Raw genomic sequence first — 16,394 nt, forward strand, 5'->3', positions numbered from 1 at the left:
TGCCGCGTCGATGGTTATGCTCGTCAGCGCAACTGTTCGGCGACTGGCCGATCTAGTTCGTCGTCGTAGCGGCGCCGCGCCTGCTCGATTAGCGGCATTTGCTCGGCGGCCCAGTCGAGGATTACCTCCACCGGTGGCCGGAGAGTCTTACCGAGCGGCGTGATGCTGTATTCAACCGCCACGGGTCGTGTACTGAGCAAGACGCGGCGGATGATGCCATTACGCTCCAGTCGCCTCAACGTGGCGGTGAGTGACTTCTGCGTCACCGCGGGGATGATGCGCCTCAATTCGCTGAAGCGCATCGGCCGCTCGCACAGCTCATTGAGGACAAGAAGAGACCACTTATCGAGCACCTGATCCAGGAGGTCACGATGCGGAGCGCCAATCTCGAACCGGTCAGCTGCAGTGCTGTTGGTAGTCATCATGACACCTAGTTTCGTTGAAGTGACCGCCGCTCACAAGGTATCTCTGAGATACCAACAATCCACACAAGGAGCTCTTCGATGACCGTTCACCTTTCCTCCCCCACGACACTCATGCAGCCCGTGCCCTACCATCACGTTGCCGTCGCTACTGGTACCCGACATGTGCACGTATCCGGTCAGATCGCACGCACTGCCGACAGCAAGCCGGTGGCCTCTGGTGATCTTGCAGGCCAGGTAGCCCAGGCCCTTCGTAACGCCCACACAGGACTTGCCAGTGTCGGCGCGGGGTTTGGGGACGTCGTCCGCCTCACCTTCTACGTGACCAACTGGACCCCCACCAAGATCGAAGCCTTCATGGCCGGCATCGAGGCCGTGGCGGATGAAATCGGCTTGCCCCTTCCGATGCCACCTGCGTCCCTTATCGGCGTCGCCTACCTCTTCGAACCCGACGTGCTTGTCGAAGTTGAAGCAACCGCCATTCTTGACTGAGGTCGTCCGGTTAGTCGCGGTGCAGACTTCCCATCGTGACCAACCAACCCGCCAGTGGGCGACTATAGAGGGTCCGAGTGTCCCGGATGGGAAAGAAGGATCGCTTCGTGTTAGCCATCTCCATGCCCGGACAATAGCAACAAACGTCCGGCCTCAAAAAGGGTCAACGCACAAACTGACGGCGGGATGGAACACCCACCGTGCCGATGCGCTGAATCCTTTATGGGCGGACCTCTGGACCACCAGCAGCCACGTTGGTCGACTAACCCATGATCGAGATTAATAGCGATTCGGAGAGCGACCCCGCGGGGCTTGGGAGAAGACTCCGACCGTGGTCATGCGATGCTGCCTGTTGGAGATTCGATTACGTTCTCGCCAGTCCTGATGCTCCTTGACTGTCGGTTTAACCGATTCGTCGGCCACAGGAAAATTCTTTTACATTCTGTAGAAAAGACTCTTGTGCCCGTCATTGGTTGGCAGTATGTTGCCTGCAATCGCTGCGATAAGGCATGGCGCTTGCAGGAAGAATTAGCCATGGCACAAATTCCAGCTTCCACCCCTGGCACCGTAACCAAGCCCCCTCCCCGGGTCTCCCCTTCATTGTGGATAGGCCTCGGCGTTGTGGTTGTTTATGCAACGATCTTCACCGCGACGGCCGCCAGTTCAGGAATTCCTTATACGGAATGGTTCAGTTCAGCACCGAATGTGTGGCGTACCGCCGTCCTTCCCCTGGCCCTAGGGGCGGTGTTCCTGATCGGGTTCCTGGCATGGGCGAGGTGGGACGGCGTCTTCCGGGACCACAACCGGCTTACTGGCCCGAGGATCCTACATATCGCAGCAGCAGTATTTGTTGCCGCCATTGTTGTCCACCTGGTGTTTGTTGACTGGGCCGGTCTCGATCCCGCCATCGTCGCCCCAATCCTCATCACCGGTGTACTCGTTGGATTCTGCGAGGAAACCCTGTTCCGCGGAATTCTCCTCAGGGGGACACGGACCAAGGGCCGCAGCGAAGCCACCGCCGCCATTGTCACCTCGATTGCGTTTGGGCTGTTCCACCTAACGAACATTATTACTGGGTCACCTTTACTGGCAGTGTTGAACCAGGTCCTCCTGGCCACCCTTTCGGGCATCATCTTGTACTCGTTCCGCAGGATCAGCGGCCTGCTGGTCGTCTCGATGTTCGCTCACGGCCTTTGGGACACCTCTTTGTTCCTCCCAGCAGGAGACTCAACGACCGTGTCCGGGGTGGCTGGTCTCGCCCTTCTCGTGATCGTCCCGGCTGTCGGCCTGATCACGTTGATCGTGGTCGGCAGACGTGAACGCCACACGCCCGCCCTCACCTAAACCATTCACAACACGGACGGCAAACATCAAGGGCCACATAACACGACGGGTCCTGAACACGGTGAGGGGTGGTGATGATGGCAATGGATTACGACGACTTGCGCACGGAAGTTAAGGAGGCTCAGGAGGTATCTCTGGAAGAGCTGCAAGCGGCCAAAGCTCCGACGGCCATGAGCGCGATCAGGGAAGTCGAAGAGAGCGACGATGCCGATCCCGAGGCATCGACCGGTGAGGAAATCACCGACGAGTTAGTGATCCAGGTCATCCCTCCGCGCAAGGACGAATTTGTTTGCTCGTCATGCTTCCTGGTCCATCACCAGTCTCAGCTCACCCGTGAAAGAGCTGGATTGTTGTACTGCTCCGACTGCGAGTCCTGACCACCGGACTTCCGAGGCCCGTTGGATGGGGGCTCATCCTTACGGGGAATAGAGGCCTCGGACCCTATCGGCGCGAAACCCCACCACCGCCAGGCGTTTTTACATCCCAGCTTCTCGCCCAGGAGCGACACTTCATGGGCCCGCGATTTTGAAACTCGCTCCCCGCTATCAGCTAAGGATCAAGGGACTTTAGACCCTGTCCCCTCCAGAACCGGTTGCGCATGCTGAACAGATCAGGACACCACTCGATCCGGTATGACCCCCTACCTCTGCCGAATCGTGCAAGTCCCTTACCGACAGGATGGGAACGACCGCCATGAAGCCCGCACATATCGCTCCAAACGTACCCTTCTGCACGAGCTGTGACACTGCCAAATACTTGCAGTACGAGGAGTTTGTCCCCTTTCAGATCCTCCCGTCAGGGCGCCTACGGCCGGGCAGCGTGAACTACACGTGTATGCGATGCGGAGAGTTCAGTGGCCACAATCCTCCTGCGGCTTGGGAGCCGCCGGGCTGGTTTTGGTACGCCTAAAACCCACGCACCTCCTTGCCCCCAACCCCTTCACCCCGGATCAATCGTGTCCTGATGTCGACGCCAGGCCCGCGAAAAGGAAGCGCAAATGAGTTATACCAATGAGCTCACAATCAGAGGGCTTCAACTGATCGGCACTGACAAGAACCTGATCCGGGAACTCCAGATCATCGACCGGGAAATCGACAGTATATTCAGGGCTGGCGGAACCAGCCGTGAAGCCCGCGAACCACAGCAACGCTTCAATACCCTCCTGCCACCCCCGTAGGTTAGCTCAAGGACCCGGCAGAGTACTGGGGCAAGAAAAACGGTGCCATCATCCGGAGCTGGGATGAGATAGTCCCAATCCTGAGGTGCCGATCCGTAGGTCGGCATTCCTGAGTTCGTCAACGATTCTCGTCGCCCTTTGATCGTCGCCAGCTTCCATCCAGTTGGTTACAAAGGCGATACTCAAACCCAAGTCGGGCTCAGCGAAGGACACCTGCCCACCGGCACCATCGTGGCCGAATCCGTCGGCGGAGACGTAGTGCCGTGCCTCGGAATCGAGCTGGAAGCCCGCTCCCCAACGCGGCCACGGAGCCGGCGCAGGGAACACCGGTGACCCTTCGCTCCCTGCTTCGGTGGCACGCTTCAGCACCGTCGGGTCGAGCCGACGGGTGGTAGCGGTGTCGTGGATGACCGACGACCAGGCAGCCGACAGGCCGCGCGCTGTTGCAATGCCGCCAGCTCCCGGGAACGAACCAGCCCTGACATCGGAGCGGTTGAAACCGGAACTGGGACTCACCAATTCCTGAGGGAAAGCCTCCCCCAGCGTCATCGCGTGGTTGGGCCAGTCCATGACTCCAGGGTCAGCAGCGGCGATCTGCATCTGGACCAGCTCACGGAGGCTCTCCCCCGCCTCAAGATGCGCAATATTCGATTGCTCGTCGACAGGGACACCCACCCGGAGCTCGGCGCCCAGCGGCCCCGCGAGAGTCTCAGCCAGGTACTCACCCGGCATCTTCCCGGTGACCCGTCGAATGATCTCACCCGTAATCCAGCCGTGCGTCAGCGCGTGATACGCGTACCCGGATCCGGGCTCCCACAGTGGCTCCTGCCCGGCAAGTAGCCCGGTCATGATGTCCCAGTCGAGTGCTTCCTCAAGGCTCACCGACCGGCGGGGTGCTGAAACACCGGCGCGGTGCGCCAGCGCATCACCGACGGTGATCCCACCTTTTCCGTGGGCGCTGAACTCCGGCCAGACGTCAGTGATCGGTGTTTCGTAGTCCAGCCGGCCGGCCTCGACGAGCCGGGCGATGAGGATCGACATGATCCCCTTGGTGCAGGAGAAGACAACCGTTGAGGTGTCTCGGGTCCAGGGTGTGGAGTCGCGGGCGTCGGCCACCCCGCCCCAGAGATCGACCACGAGCTCGCCCTGGTGGTGCACCGCCAGGGCAGCGCCCATCCGGGGCCGCCCTGCGAAGGCAGCCGCAAAAGCGTCCCGCACCGAGGCGAAGCGCTCATCGGCTGAGCCGTGAATACCGTTGGCGTCGCTCACGCGTTGACCTTTGCTCGTGCAGTTGACAGTGTGAGTGATCCATCTGGCGCCCAGGACAGAGGCAACGGATCCGAAATACCGCTGATGAAGGTGCCGTCCCGGTCAACGTTCTCGAACGCCAGCAGCACCCACTGCCCCGATCGGGTTTGCACCGCACGTCCTGCGTAGAGATCGTCGTTGGTCAGCCGAACCGCGGCAGCAGTGTCGAGGGTTCCCTCCAGCGAGTCCGATTCCAGGGGTAACGCCCAGATACCGCCCGGTGCTCCCTCCGCCTGGCGCGTACCGGCGAGGTGTCCGGTATCGCAGGAGAAGAGAAGCACGTGCCGACCGTCGATGGTCACCAGCTGCACAACCTCGATGTGGGCGAACCCTGCACCTGGCTCGCTCAGTGGAGGCTGCATTGTCCATTGCTCCAGATCGGGCGACGTCGCATGCCCAATGACTCCGCTGTCCCGCCCTGCTCCTGGTCGGGCGCGCGCGGTGAGCAACATGTGCCATAGCCCGGTGGAGTCACGGTGGATCCACGGGTCTCGCCACGCCTCTTCATGCCAGGTGCCGTCGGGCAAGGTCTCGTACCAGCGGGGATCCGCCGGGATCTGGTTCGACTGCTTCGTCCAGGACGCCAGATCCGACGACACAGCCCGCCCGACCGTCTCCACATTGGTGATGGCATCCGGGGACAGGAACCGCGACCCGGTGTAGAACATGTTCCACACGCCGTCGTCACCACGGACCACGCTGCCGGTCCAGGTGGCGCTCCCGTCGAAGGAGTCGGCCTCCCCCGGTTCGAGCACCACCCCGTGGTCGTCCCACGTCGTCAAGTCCGTTGACGTCGCGTGCCCCACCAGGGCATTGCGGTGCCGGAGATTGGGATCCCCCAGGGACTTCGGCGCGTGGAGGTAGAAGAGGTGATGAGTGTCGCCGTCGTCGGCGTGCCAGAAATCCCAGACCCAGTGGTCGGCGAGAGTGAAGCTCATGGTGGTGGTCCTTAGTTGAAGCGGGAGGTGAAGCGGCGTCAGCCCTTCACTGCGCCCTGGAGCAGGGCGCGGACAACTGGCGCTGGAAGATCAGGAACACGATGATCGCCGGGGTGATGATCAGGAGCGCCCCCGCGTTGAGGAGGGGAATACTCAGCGAGTACTGCCCCTGGAAGAAGGTCAGTGCACCGGCCACGGTGCGATCGAGCGGGTTGGCAATCAGAACCACCGGTAGGAGGAACTGGTTCCAGGTCCAGAGGAACAGCAGGATCGCCAGCGCCGAGAGCGCGGGCACGGCGAGCGGGAGCTGGATCTGGCGGAACTCCTGCCAAATCGAGGCACCATCCACCCGGGAAGCCTCGGACAGTTCCTTCGGCACGTTGATGAAGTGCGCGCGCATCCAGAACACACTGAACGGCATGAACAGGCCCAACAACGGGAAGATCACGGCCCACTGGGTGTTGAGGGTACCCATCGACGGCGGCCAGGGCGCCGTAGTGGTGAATTCATGGGTGACTCCTTCGTCGATGATTCTCTGCACGAGATCCACAATGATGAATGCTAAATCCATTCAGCACCTAGCTTGGAGCCTAAATCCGGATTGCGCAAGTAGTTTGCCAAGTCGTTATCAACAGTTAGCATCGAGCAGGAGGAATTTGATGACCACCAAGCGTGTGACCCTTGCCGACGTCGCACGTCGGGCCGGTTTGTCGTCCTCTGCTGCCTCAATGATTCTCAATGGCCGGCCGGACACCAGACTCTCCAAGGACGCCCACGACCGGGTCCACCGCGCCGCCGCGGAGCTGGGGTATCGACCAAATGTCGCCGCCCGTAGTCTCCGGGTCGACAAGACCCAGACCATCGGCTTCATCTCCGACACCGTCGCCACCACCCGTTTCGCCAGCGGTCTGATCAAGGGCGCGTTGGCCGCCGCCGAACGGGCGGAGCACGTCATCCTGCTGGCCGAAACCGGCGGTGACCCCACCCGCGAGACCGAAGCCATTGCCGCTCTACTGGATCGACAGGTGGACGGCATCATCCTCGCGACCACGCGCTCACGAGAAGTAATGGTCCCGACCCTCCCCGAGAAGACCCGCGTGGTGCTGCTCAACGCGGTCAGCGATAGCCACGCCACCTCGGTCCTGCCGGATGAGGAACGCGGTGGACGAGCAGCCGTCGCGCTCCTCGCGGACGCCGGTCACCACGAGGGCATTGTGCTCCTCGGCCACAACGAAGTGACCGAGCGGGATCTCTTCCGGTCAACAACTGTCGCCCGTCGCCTGGCGGGAATTCGGGACGAGATGCGGGAGCGTGGCCTGAGCTTCATGAGGGAGGAATCTGTCTGGGATTGGGCACCCGCCAACGGGTACACCCTCGTGGATGCACTCCTGGCAGAGGGGGCACTTCCCCGGGCGCTGCTGTGCCTGAATGACCCTCTCGCCTTCGGTGCCTATCAGGCGCTGACGGAGCGTGGGCTGCGGGTGCCCGACGACGTCTCGATCGTCTCGTTCGATAACGACGAGATCGCCTCCTACCTGCGTCCCGGCCTGACCACGATCGCCCTTCCCCACGAGGAAATGGGCGCCCGCGCGGTCGAGTTGCTCCTGGACGGATCGGCCCCCCACGGTGAGCATCTCGTGGAGATGCCCGTCATTGTGCGTGCCTCCATCCGGCAAGGCTAGAACCGCTACCCGAAGTCGGCCTTCCTGATCAGCCCGTGGACGCCGACCGTGCGGTCGACCACCTGGGACACCGCGAAGTCCGCCGCCGCGGAGAGGTAGGCGTAGGCAACAGCCCGGTCCATGCCCCGATCGTTCTGCAGGAAATCGAGGGCATTAACGATGGCCCGGCGCATCGCGACGTTCAGATCTCCGCTGACCCCACCGCCATCCAGTCCATCGGGATCCGACAGTCCAATGGGGATCCAGGCATCGCTGGTCTCCCCGAACGGGTACGTATAGGCAACTGAGGGGGCATCCCCGGATCCGGGCTTGCAGACGGTCAACCGGAAAGTACCGCGCAGTGACCCTTCCATCGCGGTCAGGGCTACCTCGCCGTCGCCCATTCCCATGTGCGGATCGCCCACGTAGAACAATGCCCCATCGGCTTTGACCGGCAGGTAAAAAGTCGACCCGGCACCCAGGTGCCGGATATCGATATTGCCGCCACCGAGCGTGGGCGGCACCGAATTCGCCTCCTGTGAGGTCAGCCCGTCGGTCTCGGCGAAAGCCACTCCCATCATGCCCATGAAGGGGCGCAGCGGGAACCGAACTGACATGTCACCGCTGGTCATGACCCCCTTGCCGTCCTCGATGGCCGTGAAGACTGAGACGTTCCCATAGTCAGAGGGGACCCCGGAGGACCTGTTGTCGGTGTCGACGGGAGGCATGACTTCCTCAAGGCTGATGCCGTCCGGCGGCTGTACCTCCTGCTGCACCGCGAGCCCGCCCTTGCCGTGCCTACTGGAGACCACCCCGTAGGGAACCCGCGGGACGGCTTCGAGCGTTTCGATCTTCAGCACATCACCCGGCCGCGCCCCCTCGACAGCTATCGGGCCGGTCACGATGTGTGGCCCGTCGACGTCGAAGTCCCGGGGCGTGCGGTTGTACTCGGCGGCGATGCTTACCGCGTCCTGGAGGATGCTGCTTTCGGGCACCCCCAGTCCACCGAAGTATTCGAGCGGGTTCCGGCCCTGGTCCTCGAGGATCCCTTCGTGGGACATGGCGTCGATCGTGACCGTCTGGCCGGAGCGGATGGTCATCACCGGCGTGGCATGTACCGTGGGCACGTATCCCCACAGGACGTCCTCGGGGGTGGAGGCCAGGTAGGCGTCACCCATGATCGTGCCGCTGTTGGGTTGAAGGATCTGCCCGAACCCACTCGTCGGTGATGTCTTTCCGCCGCCGCCGGAGCCCCCGCTCCCCGAGCCTCCCGCTGCTGCCGGCACCGCCGTCAACGTGGAACCAGCCGACCCGGCGCCCACCGCCTGCGATGAGCATGCAGTGACTGCAGTCAGCGTTCCGAACGCCGCAACGACTCCCATGAATTTTCGCCGGCCCAGCCCCTTGACCAGGGTTTCAGCTGCTTCCCTCTTGAAACTGTCACTCATGATCATTTCCCTCCGGAGGTCGTTTTTTCTGACCGTACTGAGGGTTTGTTTCGGGTGAATGTCAACCAGAAGTCGTTGAGGGTTGGGCGTCCAATCCGCCCCGCCTATCCCCTGGAGACGCGTCCGCGGAGCGCACCGAACGCAAGTGTGAAGCTAATGGCCCCGACGATCAGGATGGCGAGGAGCCCCGGCCAGAGGTCAGCCCAGATCCACCCATCTGTCAGCAGGGATCTGAGGGCCGCCAGCAGATAGGTGATCGGGTTGTAGTCGGCGATGGTCGCGAGCCAACCCGTGAGCGCTTCCTTCGGGAGGAACGACGTGGTGAGGAAGGCAAAGGGGAAGAACAACAGGAACGATGAGTTCACTGCCGCCGGGCTGCCTGTCCGCAAGGCGATGGCGTAGGGGAATCCGGTGAAGGCCAGACCCCAGAGGCCGGCCAGGACAACGAATCCAACCACTCCCAGGAGTCCGGTAGCAAAGTTCACGCCGACGATGGCCCCGAGGATCAGTACTGGAACGCAGAGAGCCATGACCAGGGCCAGATCGGCAACCATTAGCCCAAGAAGAAGGGCCGATCGGCGCATGGGAGTCAGGAGGAGTCGGTCGAAATAGCCGCTGCTGATGTCGGTCACGAGGCCACTGGCCCTTGATACTCCCGTGACAGCGAAGACAATGGCCACCGGTAGCTGGAACGCCCTGAAGTCCTCCACTCCCGTGGCCTGAGCGACGGGTTCCAACGCGCCGATGTTGACCACGAAAAAGAAGAGCGGAATGACCAGGGCGGGGATAACAGCGGCAGGTTCGCGCGGGATAGCCCGAAGGGCCCGTCCGGCCACGGAAATGAGGTCGCGGAGGAATCCTGCGCTCCTGGGTTCTATCCGGGACGCTGTGGTGGTTGCCGTGGTCATGAGGACTCCTGCGAATGGGAGGAAACTGAGGTGCCGAGCGTCGAGCTCGAGTCGGTAATGTGCTCGCCGGTTACTGACAGAAAAACATCGTCGAGTGAGGGGCGGCGCAGAGAGAGTTCGAGAACTTCGACGTCAGACACCTGCGCCAGGGTCACAGCGATGGGGCTGATCGCTGATGGGCCGTCGGAGACACTCAGGGTCAGGGTTTCCCCACTGCCGTCGATCCTTTCGACCAGGTCCAGCTTTTCGAGGGTCTGCCGCGCCTTGAGTGCATCGCCGCCAAGGGTAACCGTGACAACATCCGTCCCGATGGCGCGTTTGAGATCGATGGGTGTTCCCTCCGCCACCAGTTTTCCCTTGTTGATGATGCCGACGCGGTCAGCGAGTTCGTCAGCTTCCTCCAGGTATTGGGTGGTCAGGAATACTGTCATTCCCAACTCGTCGTTGAGGCGCCGCACTTCGTGCCACACTTTGGCTCGGCTCACCGGGTCGAGGCCGGTGGTGGGTTCGTCGAGGAACAGCACTTCCGGGTCGTGGACGAGGGCGAGCGCCAGGTCGAGCCGCCGTTTCATTCCCCCTGAGTAGGTGGAGATTCTGCGGTTGAGCGCGTCCCCGATATCAACGAGTTCCGTCAGCTCGCTCACCCGCGACTTCGTCGCCTTCTTGGAGAGGCCGTAGAAGCGGCCTTGCAGCGCGAGCATTTCCGCCCCCGTCTGCTGCTCGTCCAGCGCGGCTTCCTGGAGCGCGACGCCAGCGCGCAGGCGCACCTGCCCGGGTTCTGTGTCGACATCGTAGCCTGCCACTGTCGCCCGACCCGCTGACGGTTTTAACAACGTGCAGAGGATACGCGTGAGCGTGGATTTGCCTGCCCCATTCGGCCCGAGGAACCCATAGATTTCCCCGCGCTGGACGGTGAGGCTGACGCCGTCGACGGCGTTCACCTCACCAAAGCGACGGACAACACCGTCTGCACTGATCGCTACTTCGCTGAGTGCCATCTTGGTCCTCTTTCCACCCACAAGGAGTGTTCGTCAATCATGTGCTGTCAGGACACTTCGGCGAGGCCAGAACATGCTGGCGTGCTGCGTCGATGAGAGAAGGATAGCTCCTCGCAGTCAAGAGAAGCTGAACAGCAATCTGCTCGGGCTATGTCAGTCACACAGGAGGGAAAACACGCGGCAGATTTCTCCGGCTGTGGCGGTCGCTAACCGGTACAGGTTCCGGCGGCGGACGTAGCGTTATGCCTCACGGTGGCGGCTGCAGTTGGCGTGCCTCCATCCGCCAGATCTAGCTGCTCCCCGAACACTGAAGGTCGGGGCTTTAGTCCCTGTCGAGACTTTTTGGGCTGGTCTTTACTGAGAGGACCATAGGTCCCTGCCGGGACCATCGCGATTCCCTAGCCCTGGAGGACTTGCCATGTCTGATCTGTCGAGATGGTCACCGATGGACCTGCTCAATTCCATGGACCGCCTGTTTGATACCAAACGGGGTGCGACGCCGATCCGCGTAGAGGAATATGTTGACGGCGACCACCTGGTAGTCAAGGCAGAAGTGCCTGGCGTCGATCCCGATAAGGACATCGAAATCACCCTGGACGAGGGATTCCTGAACATCCGTGCCGAACGGAAAGAACGCGAGGAGCATAAAGACGGGGACAATTTTCATTCCGAGTTCCGCTATGGCTCATTCAGCCGCACTGTGCCGCTTCCCGTCGGGGTCAAGGAAGAAGACATCAAGGCCCAGTATGTCGACGGGGTGCTTGAGGTGCGCTTGCCGGTACCGAAAGAACCCGCTGAGCCACCCACACCGAAGAAGGTCCCCATCAGCCGTGGCTGACCGGCGACCAGGTACCGCCTAAGCCGTGCACGGCGTCGACCGCTGCACCGACACCGTCGGGCTATCCGACTATCCGACTATCCGACTATCCGAAAGGAACGAGACATGGACCGCGTCATCGACAAAGTGGCTCTGATCAGTGGGGGTGCGCGCGGCATCGGAGCCGCAGTGGCCGCCCGCCTACATGGCGAAGGAGCGAAGGTTGTCATCGGGGACGTCCTCGATGACGAAGGCCAGCAAACGGCGGAACGGATAGGCTCCGGGGTTCACTACGTACATCTGGATGTGACCAGCCCCCAGGACTGGGAAGCAGCGGTCGGCGCTGCCGTTGAGCTATTCGGTGCTTTGGATGTGGTGATCAACAATGCCGGCGTCGTGGATTTCGCGCCCATTGAGGACTACACGCTGGAGCAGTGGGACAGGGTTATTGGCATCAACCTGACGGGTACCTTCATCGGCATCAAATCCTCAATTCCAGCACTCAAGCGATCCAGAGGTGCTTCGATAGTGAACATCTCCTCGATAGCCGGGATCCGGGGCTATGAGGCGATCTCGGCCTATACCGCCTCGAAGTTCGGTGTGCGTGGGCTCACCAAAAGCGCCGCACTTGATCTGGGGCGCTACGGAATCAGAGTCAACTCCATTCATCCGGGTGTCATTTCCACACCCATGACCGAAAACGTGCCCATGGACATGAGCCGGGTCGCACTCGGCCGGGTGGGCCACCCCGGAGAAGTGGCCAACCTTGTCCTCTACCTATCGTCCGACGAATCGTCCTTCGTCACAGGTGCCGAGTTCGTCATCGACGGCGGGGACACCGCCGGAACAGTCACCCCTGCCGATGGAAGCCGATAAACCTGCTGTCAGCGCCACCGTGGCTCACGCAGTCTCTAGGATGCGATGAGTTCGGATGCGGAGAGCCTGCCATCACGCATGGTGGCTACAGCGTCGGTAAGCGGAACGAATTCGGTGTCGTGGGTGACCATGACGGTTGCCACCCGGAATTCCCGGGTGATGCTCCACAACAGCCGGATGATCGAATCGGATCGCTCATGGTCCAGGGCCGCCGTGGGTTCATCGACCAGCAGCACTGATGGTTCTCCCATGAGGGCTCGGGCAATGTTGACGCGCTGACGCTGCCCACCGGATAGCTGATGTGGGCGACGGCTGGCAGCATCGGACAGGCCAACAATATCGAGCATTTCCATTGCGCGCGGGCGGGCGGCTCGGGGTGCGGTGCCACGCAGGTGTTCTCCGATGATGAGCTGCTCCAGGGCCGTGAGTGATGCCAGAAGGTTGGGTTGTTGAAAGATGATCCCCACCTCCTCACGGCGCAGAGTTGTTCGGTCCTGATCGCTCAGCGGAGTGGCATCGATTCCGTTGATAGCGAGGTGCCCGCTGGTTGCGCGGACAAGGGTCGCCGCAACCGCCAGCAGACTGGATTTACCAGAGCCGGACGGTCCGACCAGTGAGGTTATCGTTCCGGCGGCGACTGCAAGGTTGACGTTGTCCAGGGCCTTGAGGGTGCCCGAGTCGCCATCGGGGTATTCAAGGGTCACGTTGACCAGATTCAGGGCGGCTGTGGTGTTCGCGTTCATGGGGTGTCCCTCTTTGCTCGGTGGATGACTATCGATGGTTCTAATTGCCGCCAAGGGCGATCAGCGGGTCGATTCTGGTGACGCGTCGGACCGCCAGCGCTGATCCGGCCAACCCCAACACGACGATGCCGACGATCGGGACCAGAGTGGTGGCTGGTGAGATGGTGAAGGGTGCGGCCTGGACGGCAATGAATCCGCCACCCAACCCCAGGATTCCTCCAAGGCTGGCGCCCGCAATCAGGACAATCGCTGCCTGGGTCATCGCGTCGCCGAGGATGTACCTGTTGGAACCGCCCAAGGCCTTGAGCACAGCGATGTCGCGGGTGCGCTGGACGGTCCACACGGTAAGAAAGGCGACGATCACAAGAGCCGAAATCCCGTAGAGGAAACCCTGCATCATCTTCAACGATCCGTTTTCCGATCCGAAGGAGGCCAGGGCGCCGAAGCTCTCAGTCGTCGTCGTACTGGTGGTTCGGGCCGCCGCGTCAAGGTCGGGCAGTTGGCCCGCAGCGTCGTCGTAAGTGGCGGCGATGACCGTTCCGATGACATTCGGGTCAGAGATGCGCGAGAGGTGCTGCCAATCCGTCAGGGTTGTCCAGACTACCGGGGTGTGGCTGTACCACTGATCGTCGATGATGGCCGCCACCTGGAAATCGGTGCCGTTGATCGTGGCGGTATCCCCGACGGCGAGCGCCAGGTCGATCGATAGTTGGCGGCTGACAACCACGCTGCCGGCGCGTAGTTGGCCCGGAGCAAGCGCCCCATCCGGGACGGCTCCGAAAACCGCGGCGTTGGAGGTCCCCCCGGATTGGATCCGTGCCTGGCTGATGCCCAAGGCTTCCGCCTCCAGGACTCCGTCAGCCCGTTGCCAGGTGCGGAGCTGATCAACGCTCACCTGGGATTCCGGGTAGGAAGCTTTGGGCTCATCGCCGTCGGGAGCGCCGAACGCGATGGTTGTAGCGTCGAGCTGCTCGATCCCAGACGTCGACTGGTTAGCCAGCCCGGCGGTCAGACCGGACAGCATGACGAGGAGGAGCGTGATCAGCGCGACGACGGATCCCATCAGGGCAAAACGTCCCTTGGCGAAACGGATGTCTCGTAGTGCTAAAAACATGCTGTGTTCCTCTTTCGATGCAGGTCAGCGAGTAGGTCGGCAGCCCCTGAGGGCCCATTTCTACTCTGAGGTGAAATGCCAGCGGCCACATCGTGATGACGGTTGATTGGCTGACCTGTTGTGGTTGATCCGACCATCAATCGTTTGGTTGATGCCCACCGGATACCGCGCCGATAAGCTGAACACATGACCGTTCCCGCTACTCCGGTGCCCGAGTCCGCCACCGGAGCAGCGGTCCTGAAAGTGCTGCGGGTGAGCCTTCATCTGGGTTTCGCAACACTCCTTGTTGTCGGCACCGTCAGCACAGTGGCTACACCCCAGCGGGCCACCAGCTGGCTGGTCATCATGATTTCTGCCCTTTTGGGCGCGCTTTACCTCGCCGGGACACTGGTTGAGAAGCGCGTCGCCGACGGACAGGTGCCGCCCTGGAGGTTGGAACCGCGCCGCAACAGCAAGATCTGGCTGGCCAGCGTGACCCTACTCTGGCTGGTTCTTCTAGTGCTCAGCGCAGACTTCTCGTGGCTCGCTTTTCCCCTGTTTTTTCTTCACCTTCATCTGCTTCCTACCAGGCACGCGATTGTTGCCGTCCTTCTGATGACCGGCGCGGTGTCGGCGGCCCAATGGAACCACAGTGGTGAACTGCATGCGGCAATGATTATCGGGCCCGGCCTGGGTGCCGTCTTTGCGGTGGTCATGGCAATGGTTTACGAGAGCCTGTACTCCGAGGGTGTCAACCAGCGCCGAGCGCTGGATGAACTACGCAATACCAGAGCAGCCCTTGCCCGAACCCAACATGAATCGGGGGTCCTCGCTGAACGTGAGCGTCTGGCCCGGGAAATTCACGACACCCTGGCGCAAGGACTCTCCAGCATCGTTCTCATTTCCCGCGCCGCTGAAGCGTCGCTCGATGCCGGGTCAAAGGCGCTCACGAAGGAAAGAATCCGCACCATTCAGGTCACGGCCGCCGAGAACCTCGACGAAGCCCGACGGTTCGTCAGCGGCCTGAGATCCAACAATGCCCACGCCGATTCACTCGTGACCCGGCTGCGCCGAATCTGTGCCACGGCCGAACGTCAGGCCGCAGCACACGGTTCAACGCTAAGGTGCCGGTTTGAACTCGACGGCGGCCCTGTCCAGCTGCCCCCACCGTACGAAGTCGCCCTGCTGCGAGCCGCCCAATCCACCCTTTCCAACGTTGATCAGCACGCCCACGCCAGCACCGCCGTCGTGACGCTCGGGTTCCTGGGACCGGATGTCACCTTGGATGTCTACGACAACGGCACCGGATTCGATGCCCTGGCTACCCTCTCGGATCCGACACCTCGGTCCGACGGCACAGGATTCGGCCTGCAATCGGTGCGCGAACGTGTCACCTCCATGGGTGGGGTGGTGGACATTGAGTCAACAGTCGGTGAAGGAACAGTTGTCGCTATCCGTCTGCCTCTGGCCCCTATCGACAGCGCACAGTCTCATGTCTGAGATCAGGATTCTCCTCGTTGATGATCACCCAGTGGTTCGCGCCGGACTCCGAGCCATGCTCAGCGATTTCGAAGGCATCACCGTGGTTGCGGAGGCCTCCGACGGGGCCGAAGCGTTGTCAGCCCTCAACCGGGCGGTGAGCCTGACCGAACCGGTGGATGTTGTTCTCATGGACCTGCAGATGGGCGCTGGAATGGATGGTGTTACGGCTACCCGGGAGATCAGGAAGCTCGACTCCGCACCACCTGTGCTCATTCTGACAACGTACGATTCGGATGCCGACATCATGGCCGCGGTTGAGGCCGGGGCCAGCGGATACATGCTGAAGGACGCGCCGCCGGAACAGATCCGCCAGGCCGTGCAATCCGCCGCGGCGGGCCAGACCGCTCTCGCTCCTCAGGTGGCGGCCCGGCTCATGGGGCGGATCCAAAACCCCGCACCCGCGTTAAGCAGCCGGGAGATCCAGATCCTTGGTCTCCTCGCGACAGGGATGACTAACCGCCAGATCGCCAAAGACCTCTTCATCAGTGAAGCCACGGTCAAAACCCATCTTGTCCACATTTACGAGAAGCTAGGCGTCGACAACCGCACCGCAGCTATCGCCACTGCGAGGACACAACGAGTCATCCGGACCTGACGTGGACCTCGGACAACCGGGCCCCGTCCTAC

General features: G+C 61.9%; 17 protein-coding genes and 1 pseudogene. 9 read left to right on the forward strand and 9 right to left on the reverse strand.

Annotated elements, in window-relative coordinates; genetic code table 11:
• Positions 1 to 23: 23 nt before the first annotated feature.
• Positions 24 to 422, reverse strand: a complete 399-nt coding sequence (locus ABD059_RS12160; RefSeq protein WP_343880359.1) for a winged helix-turn-helix transcriptional regulator — start codon at positions 420 to 422, stop codon at positions 24 to 26.
• 81 nt (positions 423 to 503) lie between these two features.
• Between ABD059_RS12160 and ABD059_RS12165 the strand changes: the two genes are divergently transcribed.
• From ABD059_RS12165 to ABD059_RS12180, 4 genes are all read left to right on the forward strand, one after another.
• Positions 504 to 914: a Rid family hydrolase gene (locus ABD059_RS12165; RefSeq protein WP_343880361.1), complete on the forward strand. Its 411-nt coding sequence runs from the start codon at positions 504 to 506 to the stop codon at positions 912 to 914.
• Positions 915 to 1,448: 534 nt separating this feature from the next.
• Positions 1,449 to 2,258, forward strand: coding sequence for a CPBP family intramembrane glutamic endopeptidase (locus ABD059_RS12170; RefSeq protein ID WP_343880363.1), 810 nt, complete (start codon positions 1,449 to 1,451; stop codon positions 2,256 to 2,258).
• A gap of 74 nt (positions 2,259 to 2,332) precedes the next feature.
• The gene (locus ABD059_RS12175; protein WP_377959543.1) at positions 2,333 to 2,635 is read left to right on the forward strand and encodes a DUF4193 family protein; all 303 of its coding nucleotides are present in this window, start codon (positions 2,333 to 2,335) and stop codon (positions 2,633 to 2,635) included.
• 620 nt (positions 2,636 to 3,255) lie between these two features.
• Positions 3,256 to 3,435: a hypothetical protein gene (locus tag ABD059_RS12180; RefSeq protein ID WP_343880365.1), complete on the forward strand. Its 180-nt coding sequence runs from the start codon at positions 3,256 to 3,258 to the stop codon at positions 3,433 to 3,435.
• Between the two features lie 48 nt (positions 3,436 to 3,483).
• Here ABD059_RS12180 and ABD059_RS12185 read toward each other — a convergent pair whose 3' ends face one another.
• The 3 genes and pseudogenes from ABD059_RS12185 to ABD059_RS12195 form a co-directional block, all read right to left on the reverse strand.
• Positions 3,484 to 4,704 (reverse strand): serine hydrolase domain-containing protein, encoded by a 1,221-nt coding sequence (locus ABD059_RS12185; RefSeq protein WP_343880367.1) that lies wholly within the window; start codon positions 4,702 to 4,704, stop codon positions 3,484 to 3,486.
• Positions 4,701 to 5,681 carry a glycoside hydrolase family protein gene (locus tag ABD059_RS12190; RefSeq protein ID WP_343880369.1) on the reverse strand — a complete coding sequence of 327 codons (981 nt, stop codon included), beginning with the start codon at positions 5,679 to 5,681 and terminating at the stop codon, positions 4,701 to 4,703. The genes ABD059_RS12185 and ABD059_RS12190 overlap by 4 nt, the downstream gene beginning before the upstream one ends.
• Positions 5,682 to 5,719: 38 nt before the next feature.
• Positions 5,720 to 6,159 (reverse strand): annotated as a pseudogene (locus tag ABD059_RS12195) (carbohydrate ABC transporter permease); the annotation flags it as partial.
• Between the two features lie 181 nt (positions 6,160 to 6,340).
• On the opposite strand from ABD059_RS12195, the gene ABD059_RS12200 reads away from it, so the two are divergent.
• Positions 6,341 to 7,363: a LacI family DNA-binding transcriptional regulator gene (locus ABD059_RS12200; RefSeq protein WP_343880371.1), complete on the forward strand. Its 1,023-nt coding sequence runs from the start codon at positions 6,341 to 6,343 to the stop codon at positions 7,361 to 7,363.
• Positions 7,364 to 7,368: 5 nt separating this feature from the next.
• Here the strand turns inward: ABD059_RS12200 and ABD059_RS12205 are convergent, their stop codons facing one another.
• The 3 genes from ABD059_RS12205 to ABD059_RS12215 form a co-directional block, all read right to left on the reverse strand.
• Positions 7,369 to 8,790, reverse strand: a complete 1,422-nt coding sequence (locus tag ABD059_RS12205) for an acetamidase/formamidase family protein (protein ID WP_343880373.1) — start codon at positions 8,788 to 8,790, stop codon at positions 7,369 to 7,371.
• A gap of 104 nt (positions 8,791 to 8,894) precedes the next feature.
• Positions 8,895 to 9,698: an ABC transporter permease gene (locus ABD059_RS12210; protein ID WP_343880375.1), complete on the reverse strand. Its 804-nt coding sequence runs from the start codon at positions 9,696 to 9,698 to the stop codon at positions 8,895 to 8,897.
• The gene (locus ABD059_RS12215; RefSeq protein WP_343880377.1) at positions 9,695 to 10,696 is read right to left on the reverse strand and encodes an ATP-binding cassette domain-containing protein; all 1,002 of its coding nucleotides are present in this window, start codon (positions 10,694 to 10,696) and stop codon (positions 9,695 to 9,697) included. Before ABD059_RS12215 ends, ABD059_RS12210 begins: the two co-directional genes overlap by 4 nt.
• A gap of 418 nt (positions 10,697 to 11,114) precedes the next feature.
• On the opposite strand from ABD059_RS12215, the gene ABD059_RS12220 reads away from it, so the two are divergent.
• Positions 11,115 to 11,534, forward strand: a complete 420-nt coding sequence (locus tag ABD059_RS12220) for an Hsp20/alpha crystallin family protein (protein ID WP_343880380.1) — start codon at positions 11,115 to 11,117, stop codon at positions 11,532 to 11,534.
• 105 nt (positions 11,535 to 11,639) lie between these two features.
• Complete coding sequence (locus ABD059_RS12225) at positions 11,640 to 12,389, forward strand: glucose 1-dehydrogenase (RefSeq protein WP_343880382.1); 750 nt, start codon at positions 11,640 to 11,642, stop codon at positions 12,387 to 12,389.
• A 35-nt stretch (positions 12,390 to 12,424) separates the two neighbouring features.
• Here ABD059_RS12225 and ABD059_RS12230 read toward each other — a convergent pair whose 3' ends face one another.
• Together ABD059_RS12230 and ABD059_RS12235 are read right to left on the reverse strand one after the other, a co-directional pair.
• Positions 12,425 to 13,132 carry an ABC transporter ATP-binding protein gene (locus ABD059_RS12230; protein ID WP_343880384.1) on the reverse strand — a complete coding sequence of 236 codons (708 nt, stop codon included), beginning with the start codon at positions 13,130 to 13,132 and terminating at the stop codon, positions 12,425 to 12,427.
• Between the two features lie 40 nt (positions 13,133 to 13,172).
• Positions 13,173 to 14,246: an ABC transporter permease gene (locus ABD059_RS12235; protein ID WP_343880386.1), complete on the reverse strand. Its 1,074-nt coding sequence runs from the start codon at positions 14,244 to 14,246 to the stop codon at positions 13,173 to 13,175.
• Positions 14,247 to 14,432: 186 nt separating this feature from the next.
• Here ABD059_RS12235 and ABD059_RS12240 point away from each other — a divergent pair, with 186 nt between their 5' ends.
• Both ABD059_RS12240 and ABD059_RS12245 read left to right on the forward strand, forming a co-directional pair.
• A complete protein-coding gene (locus ABD059_RS12240) occupies positions 14,433 to 15,725 on the forward strand; it encodes a sensor histidine kinase (protein ID WP_343880388.1) in 1,293 nt (430 codons plus the stop codon).
• Positions 15,718 to 16,362, forward strand: coding sequence for a response regulator (locus tag ABD059_RS12245; RefSeq protein WP_343880390.1), 645 nt, complete (start codon positions 15,718 to 15,720; stop codon positions 16,360 to 16,362). Before ABD059_RS12240 ends, ABD059_RS12245 begins: the two co-directional genes overlap by 8 nt.
• Positions 16,363 to 16,394 lie beyond the last annotated feature (32 nt).

Source organism: Arthrobacter flavus, from assembly GCF_039526005.1.
GTDB classification, from domain to species: Bacteria; Actinomycetota; Actinomycetes; order Actinomycetales; family Micrococcaceae; genus Arthrobacter_D; species Arthrobacter_D flavus.

Excerpts from the sequence above, each read along its gene's own strand:
- ABD059_RS12160 (WP_343880359.1), bottom strand. The coding sequence starts at position 422 with ATGACTACCAACAGCACTGCAGCTGACCGGTTCGAGATTGGCGCTCCG.
- ABD059_RS12165 (WP_343880361.1), top strand. The coding sequence starts at position 504 with ATGACCGTTCACCTTTCCTCCCCCACGACACTCATGCAGCCCGTGCCC.
- ABD059_RS12170 (WP_343880363.1), top strand. The coding sequence starts at position 1,449 with ATGGCACAAATTCCAGCTTCCACCCCTGGCACCGTAACCAAGCCCCCT.
- ABD059_RS12175 (WP_377959543.1), top strand. The coding sequence starts at position 2,333 with ATGATGGCAATGGATTACGACGACTTGCGCACGGAAGTTAAGGAGGCT.
- ABD059_RS12180 (WP_343880365.1), top strand. The coding sequence starts at position 3,256 with ATGAGTTATACCAATGAGCTCACAATCAGAGGGCTTCAACTGATCGGC.
- ABD059_RS12190 (WP_343880369.1), bottom strand. The coding sequence starts at position 5,681 with ATGAGCTTCACTCTCGCCGACCACTGGGTCTGGGATTTCTGGCACGCC.
- ABD059_RS12200 (WP_343880371.1), top strand. The coding sequence starts at position 6,341 with ATGACCACCAAGCGTGTGACCCTTGCCGACGTCGCACGTCGGGCCGGT.
- ABD059_RS12205 (WP_343880373.1), bottom strand. The coding sequence starts at position 8,790 with ATGAGTGACAGTTTCAAGAGGGAAGCAGCTGAAACCCTGGTCAAGGGG.
- ABD059_RS12210 (WP_343880375.1), bottom strand. The coding sequence starts at position 9,698 with ATGACCACGGCAACCACCACAGCGTCCCGGATAGAACCCAGGAGCGCA.
- ABD059_RS12215 (WP_343880377.1), bottom strand. The coding sequence starts at position 10,696 with ATGGCACTCAGCGAAGTAGCGATCAGTGCAGACGGTGTTGTCCGTCGC.
- ABD059_RS12220 (WP_343880380.1), top strand. The coding sequence starts at position 11,115 with ATGTCTGATCTGTCGAGATGGTCACCGATGGACCTGCTCAATTCCATG.
- ABD059_RS12225 (WP_343880382.1), top strand. The coding sequence starts at position 11,640 with ATGGACCGCGTCATCGACAAAGTGGCTCTGATCAGTGGGGGTGCGCGC.
- ABD059_RS12230 (WP_343880384.1), bottom strand. The coding sequence starts at position 13,132 with ATGAACGCGAACACCACAGCCGCCCTGAATCTGGTCAACGTGACCCTT.
- ABD059_RS12235 (WP_343880386.1), bottom strand. The coding sequence starts at position 14,246 with ATGTTTTTAGCACTACGAGACATCCGTTTCGCCAAGGGACGTTTTGCC.
- ABD059_RS12240 (WP_343880388.1), top strand. The coding sequence starts at position 14,433 with ATGACCGTTCCCGCTACTCCGGTGCCCGAGTCCGCCACCGGAGCAGCG.
- ABD059_RS12245 (WP_343880390.1), top strand. The coding sequence starts at position 15,718 with ATGTCTGAGATCAGGATTCTCCTCGTTGATGATCACCCAGTGGTTCGC.